Annotated in this window: 8 protein-coding genes; 5 read left to right on the top strand and 3 right to left on the bottom strand. The window is 73.1% G+C overall.

Annotated elements, in window-relative coordinates; translation table 11 throughout:
• The first annotated feature begins 20 nt into the window (after window positions 1-20).
• On the top strand, window positions 21-389 hold the full coding sequence (locus ACIBF7_RS19040) for a VOC family protein (protein ID WP_148030171.1): 369 nt from the start codon (window positions 21-23) through the stop codon (window positions 387-389).
• Here the strand turns inward: ACIBF7_RS19040 and ACIBF7_RS19035 are convergent.
• Window positions 386-3,427 carry a glycoside hydrolase family 3 N-terminal domain-containing protein gene (locus ACIBF7_RS19035; protein WP_397197717.1) on the bottom strand — a complete coding sequence of 1,014 codons (3,042 nt, stop codon included), beginning with the start codon at window positions 3,425-3,427 and terminating at the stop codon, window positions 386-388. The genes ACIBF7_RS19040 and ACIBF7_RS19035 overlap by 4 nt on opposite strands.
• 132 nt (window positions 3,428-3,559) lie before the next feature.
• Between ACIBF7_RS19035 and ACIBF7_RS19030 the strand changes: the two genes are divergently transcribed.
• Window positions 3,560-4,801: an FAD-dependent oxidoreductase gene (locus ACIBF7_RS19030; protein WP_397197716.1), complete on the top strand. Its 1,242-nt coding sequence runs from the start codon at window positions 3,560-3,562 to the stop codon at window positions 4,799-4,801.
• Between the two features lie 63 nt (window positions 4,802-4,864).
• Window positions 4,865-6,103 carry a serine hydrolase domain-containing protein gene (locus ACIBF7_RS19025; RefSeq protein ID WP_397197715.1) on the top strand — a complete coding sequence of 413 codons (1,239 nt, stop codon included), beginning with the start codon at window positions 4,865-4,867 and terminating at the stop codon, window positions 6,101-6,103.
• Between the two features lie 41 nt (window positions 6,104-6,144).
• On the opposite strand, the gene ACIBF7_RS19020 is transcribed toward ACIBF7_RS19025, so the two are convergent.
• Window positions 6,145-8,634 (bottom strand): DNA topoisomerase (ATP-hydrolyzing) subunit A, encoded by a 2,490-nt coding sequence (locus ACIBF7_RS19020; RefSeq protein ID WP_397197714.1) that lies wholly within the window; start codon window positions 8,632-8,634, stop codon window positions 6,145-6,147.
• 79 nt (window positions 8,635-8,713) lie between these two features.
• On the opposite strand from ACIBF7_RS19020, the gene ACIBF7_RS19015 reads away from it, so the two are divergent.
• Window positions 8,714-10,801, top strand: a complete 2,088-nt coding sequence (locus tag ACIBF7_RS19015) for a RecQ family ATP-dependent DNA helicase (protein ID WP_397197713.1) — start codon at window positions 8,714-8,716, stop codon at window positions 10,799-10,801.
• Between the two features lie 520 nt (window positions 10,802-11,321).
• Here the strand turns inward: ACIBF7_RS19015 and ACIBF7_RS19010 are convergent.
• Complete coding sequence (locus ACIBF7_RS19010) at window positions 11,322-12,212, bottom strand: carbohydrate kinase family protein (RefSeq protein WP_271278973.1); 891 nt, start codon at window positions 12,210-12,212, stop codon at window positions 11,322-11,324.
• Window positions 12,213-12,384: 172 nt separating this feature from the next.
• Here ACIBF7_RS19010 and ACIBF7_RS19005 point away from each other — a divergent pair, with 172 nt between their 5' ends.
• Window positions 12,385-15,315 (top strand): GNAT family N-acetyltransferase, encoded by a 2,931-nt coding sequence (locus ACIBF7_RS19005; RefSeq protein ID WP_397197712.1) that lies wholly within the window; start codon window positions 12,385-12,387, stop codon window positions 15,313-15,315.
• Window positions 15,316-15,324 lie beyond the last annotated feature (9 nt).

The following is a 15,324-nucleotide window of genomic DNA, read 5'->3' as shown; positions in this document are numbered from 1 at the left end:
TCCCTGTCGGAGGTGAATCCATGGAAGGCATCGCCCGGTTCCGGTCGACGGTGTTCGACTGCCCGGACCCGTCGGCTCTGGCCCGGTTCTACTCCCGCCTGCTCGGCTGGCCGATCACGGACGAGGACGACGGCTGGGTGGTGGTGAGCGACGGCGGATCGCCGGACCGGCTGGCGTTCCAGCTGGTGGAGGACTACCGGCCGCCGATGTGGCCGGAGGGGGAGCGGCCGCAGCAGCTCCACCTCGACCTTCGGGTGGACGATCTCGACGACGCGGAGAAACGGGTGCTGGAGATCGGCGCGACCAAGGCGGAGGTCCAGCCGAGCGAGGACGACGCTTTCAGGGTCTTCCTCGACCCGGCCGGACACCCGTTCTGCCTGACGGTCTAGCGGGCCGACCGCGCCAGCAGTTCCACCGCCTCGCTCAGGTCGCCGGAGGCCAGTTCGTGGTCCGCCCGCGCCTGCAGGTCGAACCGCTTGCCGGCCGCCTGGGCGGCGTCCCTGGCCACCGAGACGACCGTGTCACCCTGCTGGAAGGTGGCGCTGCGCGACCTTTCGAGCAGCGCCGCCGCACTCTGGACGGCCGCGGTGCTCCGGATGGTGCCGCCGGGGTGCCAGTTGCCGGGACGGAGCGCCGGGGTCAGCGCCGCCGCCGCTGCCTTCGCCGGTCCGTCGCCCTTGAGCAGCCGGTCGCGTACCTTCTTGAGCCGGTCGAGGCCGGAGTCCGTGCGCAGCCCCCACCCGTACGGGTAGAGCGGGTCGTAGGAGGCGTCGCCGACGTTGATCGGCACCTGCTCCTCGCCGCGGAACCAGGTGAACGGGAGCCGCCCGGTGTACGGGACCGCGCCGAACAACGGGTCGGCCACGCCGTCGCCCTCGGTGCCCGGCAGCCAGGCCGCCACCACGGCCTCCACCCGCGACAGGTCGCCGAGCAGCAGCGGCCGGCCGGAGACGACCAGCACCACGCAGTCCATCGCCCCGCACACCCGGTCGATCGCGGCCCGGTCCGCGCCGGTCAGGTTCAGCGTGCGCCCATTGACGCCCACGTCGCCCTGGCCTTCCGCGTACGGGGTCTCGCCGACGACCACCACGCCCACGTCATGCCCGTCGAGCGGCGCCGAGGCGTCGCGCGAGTAGGTGACGGACGGGGCGCGCTTCCGGATCGCCGACAGGATCGTGGTGCCCGGCGTGATCGGCCCGGACGAGCCCTGCCAGGTGATGGTCCAGCCGCCGGACTGGTTGCCGATGTCGTCGGCGTTCGAGCCCGCCACGTACACGCGGGCGTCCCGGTCCAGCGGCAGCAGGCCGCCGTCGTTCTTCAGCAGCACCTGCGAGCGGGCGGCGGCCTCGCGGGCCACCTCGCGGTGCGCGGGCGAGCCCACCTCGGCCAGCCGTGACCGGTCCGCGTACGGGCGCTCGAACAGGCCCGCCTCGAACTTCTGGGTGAGGATCCTGGCGACCGCGTCGTCGATCCGCGACATCGGGATCCGCCCGGCCCGCGCCTCGGCCTTCAGCGCGCCGACGAACTCCTGGTACGCGTACGGCACCATGATCATGTCCAGCCCGGCGTTCACCGAGGTCCGCACGTCGCTCGCGTAGTCGCCGGGGATCTGGTCGATCGCCTGCCAGTCGCTGACCACGAACCCCTTGAACCGGAGCCGCCCCTTCAGCACGTCCGTGATCAGCTCCCGGTGCGCGTGCATCTTCAGCGGCCCGTCGCCGGAGTCCACGCTGGAGAACGACGGCATGACCGTCGCCACCTCACGCTTCACCGCCTCGGCGAACGGCGACAGGTGGATCGCCTCCAGCTCGGCCCGGCTCACCTCGGTGACGCCCTGGTCGATGGTGTAGTTCCCGGTCGTGGACGAGCCGTACGTGGTGCCGCCGTCGCCGACGTAGTGCTTGGCGGTGGCCAGGACGCCGTTCTCCTGCATCCCGTCGATGATCGTCGCCATCCGCTTCACCAGCGCGGGGTCCTCGCCGAAGGACTCGTACGCGCGGCCCCACCGGTCGTCGCGGGACACGCACAGGCACGGCGAGAAGTTCCACGGGACGCCGGTCGCCTTCACCTCGCGTGCGGTGATCTTCCCCGTCCGCTCGGTGAGTGCGGGGTCGCGGGCGGCGCCCAGCCCGACGTTGTGCGGGAAGATAGTCGCCCCGACCACGTTGTTGTGGCCGTGCACCGCGTCCACGCCGTAGATGAGCGGGATCTGCAGCCGGGTCTGCCGGGCGCGGAGCTGGAAGCCGTCGATCATGTCCGCCCACGCCTCGGGCGTGTTGGTGGCCGGCGTGGAACCGCCGCCCGACAGGAGCGAGCCGAGCAGGTAGGCGGCGATGTCGTTCTGGCTGCCGAGCGCGCCGCGCTCGGCCTGCGTCATCTGCCCGGCCTTCTCCTCCAGCGTCATCCGGCCGAGCAGGTCGGCCACCCGCTGTCTGACGGGCCTGCGTTCGTCCAGGTACGGCAGGCCGTGCGCGTCGATGACGACGACCGGGTTCTCGGCCGGCGGCCTGACGCCCTCGCCGGACAGCAGGATCGGGATGGTCTCGGCGACCTCGGCGTCGCGGTCGCCCTTGGTCCTGACCAGGAACGATCTGGCCGTGCCCGAGGGGGTGCCCGCCGGGAAGGTGAGCGTGCCCGCGGCGGGGGTGTAGTCCTCGCCGGGCGTGGCGGTGCCGGCGCCGGTGGCGTAGTGCACGGTCAGGTCCGAGGGGAGCGGCCCGCCGGTGGCCGTGCTGACGGACACCCGCACCTCGGCCGAGCCGCGCTCCTTGACCGGGTAGACCGGCTCGTCGGTGGCCAGCCGGGCCGGCCGGGGCGGCGCCGTCCCGTACACCTGGACGTCGTCCCAGAGCAGCGTGCCCGAGGAGGCGGCGGGGAGCCGCATCGAGTAGCCCCACATGGCGATCAGGTCCAGCTCGCCGTCGGTGGGCGAGCCGCCCGGCTGGTAGTCGGCGCGGCGGGTGAAGTCCGCGAACGGCACGCTGACCTGCCGCCATCCGGCGGTGTCGTCGGTGAACGACGACTCGAACAGCTCGGCGCTGCCCGCGCCACCTCCTCCGTCCTTGACCTCGAAGAAGACGCGCTGGCCGGTGCCCGCGCCCTTCACCCAGAACGAGAATCCCTCGTACGGTGACCAGTCCTGGGCGGTGGTCAGGTCGTGAGACCAGCCGCCCCACTGGCTGACCGTGTAGACGGTGCTCAACGCCCGGTTGCCCGCCGCCGCGCCCGGACGGTCGTCGGCGGGGGTCACGGTGAGCGTGGGGGTGGAGGCCGCGTCGTTGCCCCAGCCGGTCACGCCGGGCGGCAGGGTGGCGGACTCGAAGTCGGTCACGGTGTGCGGCTCGGCGGACGCCTGCACGGGTGGTGCCACCAGGAGCGAGGCGAGCACGGCCGCCGCGGCCCACAGCGGAGTTCTTAATCGGATCACTGAACCTCCCAGAGAGCGCTCTCGCCAAGAGATCGGACACGGGCCGTGGTTCATAACAGACGTTTCTTGACGAGAGTGAACCAGAGGCGCAAGATGACCTTATTCAACGAGTGATGAAATCTGGTGAGAGCGATGACCGGACACTGCGTCATCATCGGGGGCGGCCCCGCCGGCATGGTCGCCGGGCTGCTGCTCGCCCGGGCGGGCGTGCGGGTGACGGTGCTGGAGAAGCACGCCGACTTCCTGCGGGACTTCAGGGGCGACACCGTCCACCCGTCGACGCTCGCCCTGCTCGACGACCTGGGCCTGGGCGACCGGTTCGACCGGCTGCCCCAATATCACATCACCGAGATCGCGTTCCCGGCCGCCGACGGGCCGGTGGTCATCGGAGACCTGTCGCGGCTCAAGGTCCGCCGCCCGTACATCGCCATGGTCCCGCAGTGGGACCTGCTGAACCTGCTGGCCGGGGCCGCCCGCGAGGAGCCCGGCTTCACCCTGCGGATGCGCACCGAGGTCACCGGTCTCATCCACGAGGGCGGGCGGATCGCCGGGGTGCGCTACCGCACCGCCGGCGGACAGGACGGGGAGATCCGCGCCGACCTGACCCTGGCCTGCGACGGCCGCTGGTCCCTCGCCCGCCGCGGGGCCGGTCTGCGCGTCAAGGAGTACGGGGTGCCGTTCGACGTGTGGTGGTTCCGGCTGCCGCGCGACCGGGAGAACGGCATCGGGGCGCTCGTCCCGCGCGTCGTCGGCGACCGCCTGCTCATCGTCCTGCCCCGCGAGACCCACTTCCAGGTCGGCTACCTCGGCCCCAAGGGCCACGACCGCGAGTTCCGCGCCCGCGGGCTCGGACCCCTCCGCCGCGAGATCGCCGCGGCGGTGCCCGCGCTGGCCGGCGAGGTGGACGAGCTGACCTCGATGGACGACGTCAAGCACCTGGACGTCCGGCTCAACCGGCTGACCCGCTGGCACGCCGACGGGCTGCTGTGCATCGGCGACGCGGCCCACGCCATGTCGCCGGTCGGCGGCGTCGGCATCAACCTGGCGGTCCAGGACGCGGTCGCCGCCGCGACGCTCCTGGCCGTACCCCTGCGCAAGGGGCGGCCCACGCCCGCCGCGCTCGCCCGCGTCCGCGCCCGCCGCCTCATGCCGACGGTGGCCGTGCAGACCCTCCAGCGGCTGCTGCACCGGGCGTTCACCCTGCGGGTCATCCAGGGCACCTGGTCGGGGCCGCCCAGGTCGCTGGTGTGGATCATGCGCCGCTTCCCGGCGCTCTCGTACGTCCCGGCGTACCTCATCGGCGTCGGCCCGCGCCCCGAACGCGCCCCCGCCTTCGCCCGCCGCCTGCCCGAGAAGACCTCCACGGGTACGTGAGCAGGCACGAGCTCACGGACCGAGGATCACCGTCTCCTCGGCCGCTGTCGTCTCGCCCCCGGCATGCGCCGCGAACGCGGCACCGCCGGCGAAGGACATGATCAGCGCGGCTGCCACCACGGCGACCGGGCGCAGGCGTTCCCGGACCGCCGGTGGGGCCGCCGTGCCGGCGGCGATCTCCGCACGGGCGGTCACCCACGATCGTGCGTCGTCCCCGTCGAGACCGCAGGCCCTGACGAACGTCACGAGGAGCTCCTCGCGCGGCAGCCGGTCCCTGCCGAGCATGGTGGAGGCGGTGGAGTAGGGCGGGACGTCGCCGGCTTCCTGGCGCGCACACTGCCCGACGGGTCAGGCGGCACCGTCATCACCGCGCACGGCGACCGGATCACCTACTGCGAAGGCTTCGGCCTGGCCGACCGCGCCGCGCGGATCGCCGCCACCTGCGACACCGTGTACGACGTCATGTCGATCACCAAGCAGTTCACCGCGGCGGCGATCCTGAAGCTGGAGGCGATGGGGGAGCTCCGGGTGACCGACCCCATCAGCGCGCATCTCGGGCCGCTCCCCGGCGGCGAGCGCGGCATCACCTTGCACCACCTGCTGACGCACACCGCGGGCCTGCCGGAAGCGCTCGGTGACGACCACGACCCGGTGTCGCGCGACGGCCTGCTGGTCGGGGCGCCGGCCGCCGAACCGGCGGGAGCGGAGTTCCGCTACTCCAACACCGGCTACAGCGTGCTGGCCGCGATCGTGGAGAGGGTCTCCGGCCTGAGCTACGAGGGCTTCCTGGCCGAGCACCTGTTCGGGCCCGCCGGAATGACGGCGACCGGTTACGTGCTCCCCCGCTGGGACCGCCACCGGGTCGCCGTCGAGTACGACGCCCGGGGGAGCGACCGGGGCCGGCCGTACGAGCATCCGTGGGCGGACGACGGCCCGCACTGGAACCTGCGGGGCAACGGCGGCATGCTGTCGACCGCACGTGACCTGTTCCGCTGGCACCGCGCGCTGACCGGCGACGCCGTCCTGCCGGCGGCGAGCCAGGAAGAAGCTCTTCACCGCGTACGCGCCGGTGCCGGACTCGGACGAGGCGTACGCGTACGGCTGGAACATCCGCGGCACCGGCGACGGCCGGATCGCCTGGCACGACGGAGGCAACGGATGGTCGCCGGCGAACTACGCGCTGTCCCCAGGCGACGGCACGATGGCCTTCTGGGTCAGCAACCACGCCTACCGGCGGGGAGCGTGGAACTTCGAGGACCTGGAGCCGGACCTGACCCTGGGCCTCCTGGCACGCGCCTGTGAGACCCGCCCCGGAGACCGGGACGGGTGACATGGGACCCGGCTCAGCCTTCCGGCGTCGCGGAGGCGGGCGTGGGGACGGAGGCCAGGGCGCCGCCGACGGCGCCGATGGTGTGGGTGAGACGGACCCCGGAGCCGTCGCGGCGGCCGAGCTCCTCGGGCAGCGGCACCGGCTTGCCCACCGGGGATACCGCCCTGGCCGGCGCCGGGCCCGCCCAGGCCAGCAACAGCACGTCCTCGCCCTTCAGGAACCGCTGGGCGCGCACCCCGCCCGTGGCCCGGCCCTTGGCCGGGAAGTCGGCGTAGTCGGACACCTTGCCGCCGCCGATCTGCGTGCCGGGAAGCGCGGTGGACGAGCCCGCCACCGTCACCACCCGGGCGGGCCTGGACGGGTCGACCACACCGAACCAGATCACCCGCGCGGCGCCGTCGAGGCGGACGCCCGCCATGCCGCCCGCCGGCCGCCCCTGCGGCCTGACCAGCGACGCCGGGAAACGCAGCAACTGGGCCTCGGACGTGATGAACACCACGTCGTGCTCCTCGGACTCCAGCTCGACGGCGCCCACCACCGTGTCGCCGTCCTTGAGCGTGATCACCTCGAAGTCGTCGCGGTTGGCGGGGTATTCGGGCACCACCCGCTTGATCACGCCCTGCGCCGTGCCGAGCGCCAGGCCCGGCCCCGACGGGTCGAGCGAACCCAGCCCCACCACGGTCTCGCCGGGCTCCAGCGACACGAACTCGGAGACCGGATGCCCGCCCGACAGGGTCGGCGGGGCGGCCGAGGCAGGCAGCGTCGGCAGGTCGACCACCTGGACGCGGATCAGCCGGCCCTGCGACGTCACCACGCCCACCTCGCCCCGCACGCTCGTGCGGACGACGGAGACCAGCACGTCGTGCGGCGAACGGCCGCCCTCGGCCGCCAGCGGCTCGGCGTCGGCGGTGCGCGCCAGCAGGCCCGTGGACGACAGCAGCGCCAGGCACGGGTCGTCGGCCACCTGCAGCGACACCACCGGGGTGCGGGTCTGCCCGGAGGCCTCACGCAGCTCGGTGCGGCGCGGCGTGCCGTACTTCTTCGACACCTCGGCCAGCTCGCCGGAGACCACCTGGCGCAGCCGCGTCTCCGACGAGAGGATCGCGGTCAGCTCGGCGATCTCCTCGGTGAGCGTCTCCTTCTCGCGGTCGAGCTCCAGCTTGTCGTAGCGGGTCAGGCGGCGCAGCGGCGTGTCGAGGATGTAGGAGGCCTGCACCTCGGTCAGGTCGAACACGCTCATCAGCCGCTCGCGCGCCTGCGCCGAGTCGTCGGACGCGCGGATCACCTGGATGACCTCGTCGATGTTGAGCAGCGCGACGATCAGGCCGTCGACCAGGTGGAGCCGGTCCTCGCGCTTGCGGCGCCGGAACTCCGAGCGCCGCCGGACGACCTCCAGCCGGTGGTTCACGTACACCTGGAGCAGCTCGCGCAGGCCGAGCGTGCGCGGCTCGCCGTCGACCAGCGCGACGTTGTTGATGCCGAAGGTCTCCTCCATCGGCGTCAGCCGGTAGAGCTCCTCCAGCACCGCCTCGGGGATGAAGCCGTTCTTGATCTCGATGACCAGGCGCAGGCCCTTGTGCCGGTCGGTGAGGTCCTTGAGATCGGCGATGCCCTGCAGCTTCTTGCTGGTCACCAGCTCTTTGATCTTGGTGACCACGCGCTCGGGGCCGACGTTGTAGGGCAGCTCGGTGACGACGATGCCCTTGCGGCGCGGGGTGATCTGCTCGACCGTGCAGGTGGCCCGCATGCGGAAGGTGCCGCGCCCGGTCTCGTAGGCGTCGCGGACGCCCTGCAGGCCGATGATGGTGCCGCCGGTCGGCAGGTCGGGCCCGGGCACGAACTTCATCAGCTCGTCGAGCGTCGCCGCCGGCTTCTTGATCAGGTGGCGGGCGGCGGCGACGACCTCGGTCAGGTTGTGCGGCGCCATGTTGGTCGCCATGCCGACCGCGATGCCGGTGGTGCCGTTGACCAGCAGGTTGGGGAACGCCGACGGCATGACCGTCGGCTCCGTCTCCTGCCCGTCGTAGTTGGGCTTGAAGTCGACGGTGTCCTCGTCGATCGACTCCACCATGAGCATCGCCGCCGGGGCCAGCCTGGCCTCGGTGTAACGCATGGCCGCGGGCAGGTCGTCGGGCGAGCCGAAGTTGCCGTGGCCGTCGACCAGCGGCAGCCGCATCGAGAACGGCTGCGCCAGCCGCACCAGCGCGTCGTAGATGGCGCTGTCGCCGTGCGGGTGGAGCTTGCCCATGACGTCGCCGACCACGCGGGACGACTTGACGTGCCCCCGGTCGGGCCGCAGGCCCATCTCGCTCATCGAGTAGAGGATGCGCCGCTGCACCGGCTTGAGGCCGTCGCGGGCGTCGGGCAGCGCCCGCTGGTAGATGACGGAATAGGCGTACTCGAGGAAGCTCGTGCGCATCTCGGACGACACGTCGATGTCGACGATGCGCTCCTCGAAGTCCTCGGGAGGGGGTGCGGTGCTGCGTCGGGCCATGTCGAACATTGTGCCGAAGAAAAGAGGGTGCGTGCGACTCCATCGCCCCGGCTCGGAATCGTCGGCCGGACCTGGTAACAAGGAACCCATGATTGACGCCCCCGACGCGGCGATGCTGCGCGAAGAGGCCGAGGAGAAGCTGCGGGCGCTGGCGGGCGAGCACGCCCGGTTGCGCGACGACCAGTGGACCGCCATCGAGGCGCTGGTCGTCGACCGGCGCCGGGTGCTCGTCGTGCAGCGCACCGGCTGGGGCAAGTCCGCGGTCTACTTCGTGGCCACCGCCCTGCTGCGCGAGCTGGGCGAGGGGCCCACGGTCATCGTCTCGCCGCTGCTCGCCCTCATGCGCAACCAGATCGCCGCCGCCGAACGCGCCGGCATCCGCGCCGTGACGATCAACTCGGCCAACCCCGAGGCGTGGGAGGAGGTCTACGGCGAGGTCGCCGCCGGCCAGGTCGACGTGCTCCTGGTCAGCCCCGAGCGGCTCAACAACCCCGACTTCCGCGACAACGTCCTGCCCGAGCTGGCCGAGAGCGCCGGCCTGGTCGTGGTCGACGAGGCCCACTGCATCTCCGACTGGGGCCACGACTTCCGCCCCGACTACCGCCGCCTGGCCACGCTGTTCGAGGAGCTGCCGCCCGGCATCCCGGTGCTCGCCACCACCGCCACGGCCAACGCCCGCGTCACCCGCGACGTCGCCGAGCAGATGGGCGAGGACACCCTGGTCCTGCGCGGGCCGCTGGAGCGCGAGAGCCTCCACCTGAGCGTCGTCAGGCTCCCGAGCGCCGAGCAGCGGCTGGCCTGGCTGTCCCAGACCCTGCACGAGCTGCCCGGCTCCGGCATCGTCTACACCCTCACCGTCGCCGCCGCCCACGAGATCGCCGGCCACCTGCGCGACCAGGGCCACGAGGTGGCCGCCTACTCCGGCCAGACCGAGCCGGCCGAGCGGCTGGCGGCCGAGGAGGCGCTGCTCGCCAACAAGATCAAGGCGCTGGTGGCGACGAGCGCGCTCGGCATGGGCTTCGACAAGCCCGACCTCGGGTTCGTCGTCCACGTGGGCGCCCCCCAGTCGCCGGTCGCCTACTACCAGCAGGTCGGCCGGGCCGGGCGCGGCGTCGAGCGGGCCGAGGTGATCCTGCTGCCCGGCACCGAAGACCGCGACATCTGGGCCTATTTCGCCTCCCTCGCGTTCCCGCCCGAGCCGGTCGTCCGCACCGTGCTCCAGACGCTGGAGGACCGGGGCGTCATGTCCACCCCCGCCCTGGAGACCGCCGTCGACCTGAGCCGCAGCCGCCTGGAGATGATGCTCAAGGTGCTCGACGTCGACGGCGCGGTGCGCCGGGTCAAGGGCGGCTGGGAGGCCACCGGCGAGCCGTGGGCCTACGACGCCGAGCGCTACTCCCGCATCTCCGCCGAGCGCGGGGCCGAGCAGGAGGCCATGCTGGGCTACCTCACCACCGACCGCTGCCGCGAGCACTACCTGCGCGAGCTGCTCGACGACGAGGCCGCCGGGCCGTGCGGCCGCTGCGACAACTGCACCGGCCACCACCGCTCGCCCGGCATCGCCGCCCCGGCCGTCGAGCGCGCCCGCGAGCGGCTGGCCCGGCCCGGCGTGGAGATCGACCCCCGCAAGCAGTGGCCGACGGGGCTGGCCGACCTGTCCGGCAAGATCAAGCCTGAGCTCCGGGCCGAGCCCGGCCGCGCCCTCGGCCGGCTGACCGACATCGGCTGGGGCAACCGCCTGCGCGACCTGTTCCAGGGCCCCGACGGGCCGATGCCCGACGACATGTTCGCGGCCGTGATCAAGGTGCTGTCCGCCTGGGAGTGGGAGCAGCGGCCGGTGGCCGTGGTCGGCGTGCCCTCCTCGGCCAGGCCGCTGCTGGTCCGCGCCTTCGGCGAACGGCTCGCGCAGGTCGGCCGCCTGACCTACCTCGGCGAGCTGGGCTACCGGTCGGGGCCGCCCGGCCGGCAGTTCAACAGCGCCAAGCGGGTCCAGGCCGTACGGGCGACGCTCGCCATGCCGAAGGAGCTGGGCGCCGCGGTGGCGGCGTGCGGCGGCCCGGTGCTGCTGGTCGACGACCGCGTCGACACCGGCTGGACCGTGACCCTCGGCGCCGCCCTGGTCCGCCACGCGGGCGCCCCGGCCGTCCTCCCACTGACCCTGGCCGTCACATCCTGATCAGCGCGCGCCCGGCTCGTCCCGTACACGGGGCTGATGCGCGCGCCCGGCTTGTCCCGTACGCGGGGCTGATGCGCGTCCGCGCCGGTCGGCGGCCCAGGCCTTGCCGATCAGCCCAGCCCGGCGAGCGCCGCCTCAGCCTTTCGTGTGAAGCGCCGTGCCGTAGGCCTCGCGCGTGAAGCGGGTGCTGCTTCAGCCTCTTGTGGAAGCGCGACGCCGCCACAGCCCTTTGCGGGAAGCGCCCACGCCGCCCTGGGCCTCTCGCGGGAAGCGCCACGCCGCCCCGGGCGTCGTTGGTGATGCCGGCGTGCGGCAGTTTGCCTGTCACCTGCTCGCCTGACGTTGAACGCGCAGGTAGACGCCGCTCTCGCCGAGAAACCGGGGGTCTCGTACGGCGACGGACCGGGGATCGCCGGGCAGTCACGGACGCGTGCAAGGCCAACTGAAGGCGCGACCCGCTGAAGGCGTGGCCTGCTGAAGGCGCGGCCCGTCTGAGGCGCGACCCGCCAGGCAGGACCCGCTAGAGGCGCGGGCGGGCGCCGAGGTGCACGATGGCCTTGGAGGCCAGGCTGCAGCCGGCGCTCAGCGACTCCGCCGCGGGCTTGCCCGCCAGCCACGCCGGCAGGAACCCGGCGCAGAACGCGTCGCCCGCGCCCGTGCCGTCGACGATGCGGTCGACCGGCTCGGCCGGCGCCCGCACCGGCTCGGGGCGGCCGTTGCCGTACCACAACGCGCCCTCGGCGTTCATCTTGATCACGACCTGCGGGAACCACGCGGTCAGCACCTTGGCCGCAGCCTCGGGATCGTCGCGGCCGGTCAGCACCTTGGCCTGGTCGGTGTTGGCGAACAGCAGCTTGGCGCCGCCCGTCCACTCCAGGAACGGCTCCGCGCCCGTACGTTCGAGCGGGGCCGACGAGGCGCAGTCGACGGAGATCGACATCCCCGCGCGGCGCGCCATGTCGAGCGCGGCGAGACCGGCCTCGCGCGAGCCCTCGTTGATCAGCGTGTAGCCGGACAGGTGGAGGTGGCCGCCGCCGAACAGGTCGCGCGGCAGGTCCTCGGGGGCCAGCGCCGCGTTGGCGCCGGGGTCGGAGAGCATGGTGCGCTCGCCCTTGTGCGTCACGAGCACCACGCAGGTGCCGGTGGGACGCTCCGGGTCCATGACGAGCCGGGCGTCGACGCCGTAGCCCATCAGCTCCATGTCGCGGTTACGGCCGGTGATGTCGGCGCCGCGGCGGCCGATGAAGGCCACCTCCGCGCCCTCGACCGCCAGCCACGAGGCGATGTTGGCGCCCGAACCGCCTCCGTGCATGGTCACGACCGCGGGTGTGTCGCTCGCTCTGGCGAGCGCATAACGGGCGCGCGCCACCGCGTCGGTCATGAGATCGCCCACCACGACGACCCGCGTCATGATGCCACCACCTTGCTTGCTGCTACAGATCGAGCCTGGCCACGGCAAAACTAACAGCTTCGGGGCTGCTCGTGGGGCGGACCCCCGACACCCGGCCTGAGTCGATGCACATCCGTTGCCCAATCGGGCCGGGGATTCTTGGCATGTGGGATGGGGGTTTAGTCTCGGGACTGTGGAGGCACAATATCCCGCTCACTGGGAAGCGGATGTCGTCCTGGCCGACGGCGGCACTGCTCACCTGCGCCCCATCAGGCCCGCCGACGCCGACCGGCTGCGCGCTTTCTACTCGCGGCTGTCCGACGAGTCCATCTACTTCCGGTTCTTCGGGCCGCGGCCGCGGCTGTCCGACCGCGAGGTGCGGTGGTTCACCAACGTCGACTACGTCGGCCGGGTCGCCCTGATCGCCACGATCGGGGCCGACATGGTGGCCGTCATCCGCTACGACCGCACCGGGCCGGGCGAGGCGGAGGTGGCGTTCCTGGTCGAGGACGCCCACCAGGGCAGGGGAGTGGCCTCGGTGCTCCTCGAACACCTGGCGGCGACCGCCCGCGAGCGCGGCATCGAGCGCTTCGTCGCCGACGTGCTGCCCGCCAACATGAAGATGATGGGCGTGCTCCGCCAGGCCGGCTACACCGCCGAGAGCCGGTTCGCCGACGGCGTGGTCCGCATGACCCTCGACCTGACCCCCACCGAGACCTCGACCGAGGTCACCATGGCTCGCGAGCACCGCGCCGAGGCCCGGTCCATCGCCCGGCTGCTGGCCCCCGGCTCGGTCGCGGTCATCGGCGTCTCACGCGAGCCGGGCGGCGTCGGCCAGACCGTGCTGCGCAACCTGCTCGCCGCCGACTTCACCGGCCCCGTCTATCCCGTGCACCGCGAGGCGCGCGCCGTGGCGGGCGTGCGCGCGTACCCGAGCATCGGCGCCATCGACGACGAGGTCGACCTGGCCGTGGTGGCGGTGCCCGCCGGCAGCGTGCTCGACGTCGTCGAGGAGTGCGCCGCCAAGGGCGTGCACGGGCTGGTCGTGGTCTCCTCCGGTTTCGGCGAGCTGGGCGAGGAGGGCCGCGCCAGACAGGACGAGCTGGCCCGCATCGCCCGCGCCCACGGCCTGCGCGTCGTCGGCCCCAACTGTCTCGGCATCGCCAACACCGACCCCGCCGTCAAGCTCAACGCCACCCTCGCCGCCACCGTCCCCGGCCGCGGCACGGTCGGCTTCTTCAGCCAGTCGGGCGCGCTCGGCACCGCGCTGCTGCAGCGGGTGGCGCAGCGGGGCATGGGCATCTCGTCGTTCGTCTCCGCGGGCAACCGGGCCGACGTGTCGGGCAACGACCTGTTGCAGTACTGGGAGGAGAACGACGCGACCGAGGTGATCCTGCTCTACCTCGAGTCGCTGGGCAACCCGCGCAAGTTCACCCGCCTGGCCAGGCGGATCTCCCGCAGCAAGCCGATCGTGGTGGTCAAGAGCGGCGGCACCCCCTCCGGTCACTCCGCCCAGGAGCTGGGGCTGCCCGACTCGGCGATCAGCTCGCTGTTCGAGCAGGCGGGGCTGATCCGGGTCGACGACCTGATCCAGCTCTTCGACGTCGGCCAGCTGCTGGCCTACCAGCCGCTCCCCGCCGGTCCGCGGGTCGCCGTGATCACCAACTCCGACGCGCTCGGCCTGCTCGCCGCCGACGCCTGCGTCGCCGCCGGTCTGTCGCCGCGCCCGCCGGTCAACCTGGGTGCGGCCGCGGGGCCGTCCGAGTTCGGTACGGGGCTCGCCGGCGAGCTGGCCTCACCCGAGGTGGACGCGGCCGTCGTCATCTACATGCCGCCCATCCCCGGTGACGCGGCCGGGGTGGCGGCCGAGCTGCTGCGGGTGTCGAAGGGCGCGTCGAAGCCGGTGCTGGCCACGTTCGAGGGATATCTCGGCATGCATCCGCATCTGCGGGCCGGGCCCGCGCCGGAACGCGGGTCCATCCCCTCGTACGCGGCCCCCGAGGAAGCCGTGCGCGCCCTCGCCCAGGCGGTCCGCTACGCCCGCTGGCGCGCCGAGCCGGCCGCGCCGCCCCCGGAACTGGAGGACGTCGACACCGCCCGCGTCCGCGCCTTGGCCACCGAGACACTCGCGGGCGCCCTCCCACCGGAACTCTCTGAGACCACCGGCGCCCCCGAGACGGCCGACTCCGCCGAGGCGTCTCCCGAAGGTGGGAAGCGCTCGCCGGACGCTTCCGCTGCGGACGGTCCTCTGGAGGACTCCTCCGCCCCGCGTCCATCTTCGGCGGAGGATGCGGCCGGTGCCTCCGGCGGGGTGTCCCCGGAGGACGGTTCCGTCGTGCGGTCCGGTGATACGGAAGGGACATCGCATCCCCGCCCGTCCGGGAGCCCTTATCGGACGGGTGCTACGGAGGCCGTGCCGGGAGGCGGGAGGGCTCCGTACTTCGCGGCGGCCGGGCCGCCCGTGGAGGCCGACGCCGCGGAGCTGCTGGCCTGTTACGGGCTGACCGTCTGGCCCGCCGAGGCGGTCGGCTCGGCCGACGAAGCCGCACGGGCCGCCGAACGGCTCGGCTGGCCGGTCGTGCTCAAGGTGGCCGACCCCGAAGCGTCCCGCCGGGCGGGGACGGTACGCCTCGGGCTGCCGACCGCCGACGCCGTGCGGCACGCGTACGAGGAGTTCACCCGGCAACTCGGCGACGGAGTGGAGCTGGCCGTCCAGCGGATGGCGCCACAGCCGGCCGTGCCGACGGTGGTGAGCGTCGTCGACGACCCGGCGTTCGGCCCTGTCGTGTCGTTCGGGCTGGGCGAGGTGGCCGCCAGGCTGCTGCGCGACCGGGGCTTCCGGCTGGCGCCGCTCACCCGGGAGGACGCGGCGGGGCTGGTGCGTTCGGTGCGGGCCGCGCCGCTGCTGTTCGGCGAGTACGGTTACCCGCCGGTGGCGGTGGACGCCCTGGAGGACCTGCTCGTCAGGGTGAGCCGCCTGGCCCACGACCTGCCGGAGCTGGCCAGGCTGGACCTGGACCAGGTGCTCGTGGGCGAGGAGGGCGTGACGATCCTCGACGCCAGGGCCGTCCTGCGCACCCCCGCGGGCCCCCGCCTCGACGGCGGCCCCCGCAGGCTCAGCTAGCTCCCGGCC

Source organism: Nonomuraea sp. NPDC050478 (assembly GCF_044458265.1).
GTDB lineage: Bacteria > Actinomycetota > Actinomycetes > Streptosporangiales > Streptosporangiaceae > Nonomuraea > Nonomuraea ferruginea.
The sequence above is the reverse complement of the archived record's forward strand: the minus strand, read 5'-3'. Positions and strand labels throughout refer to the sequence as shown.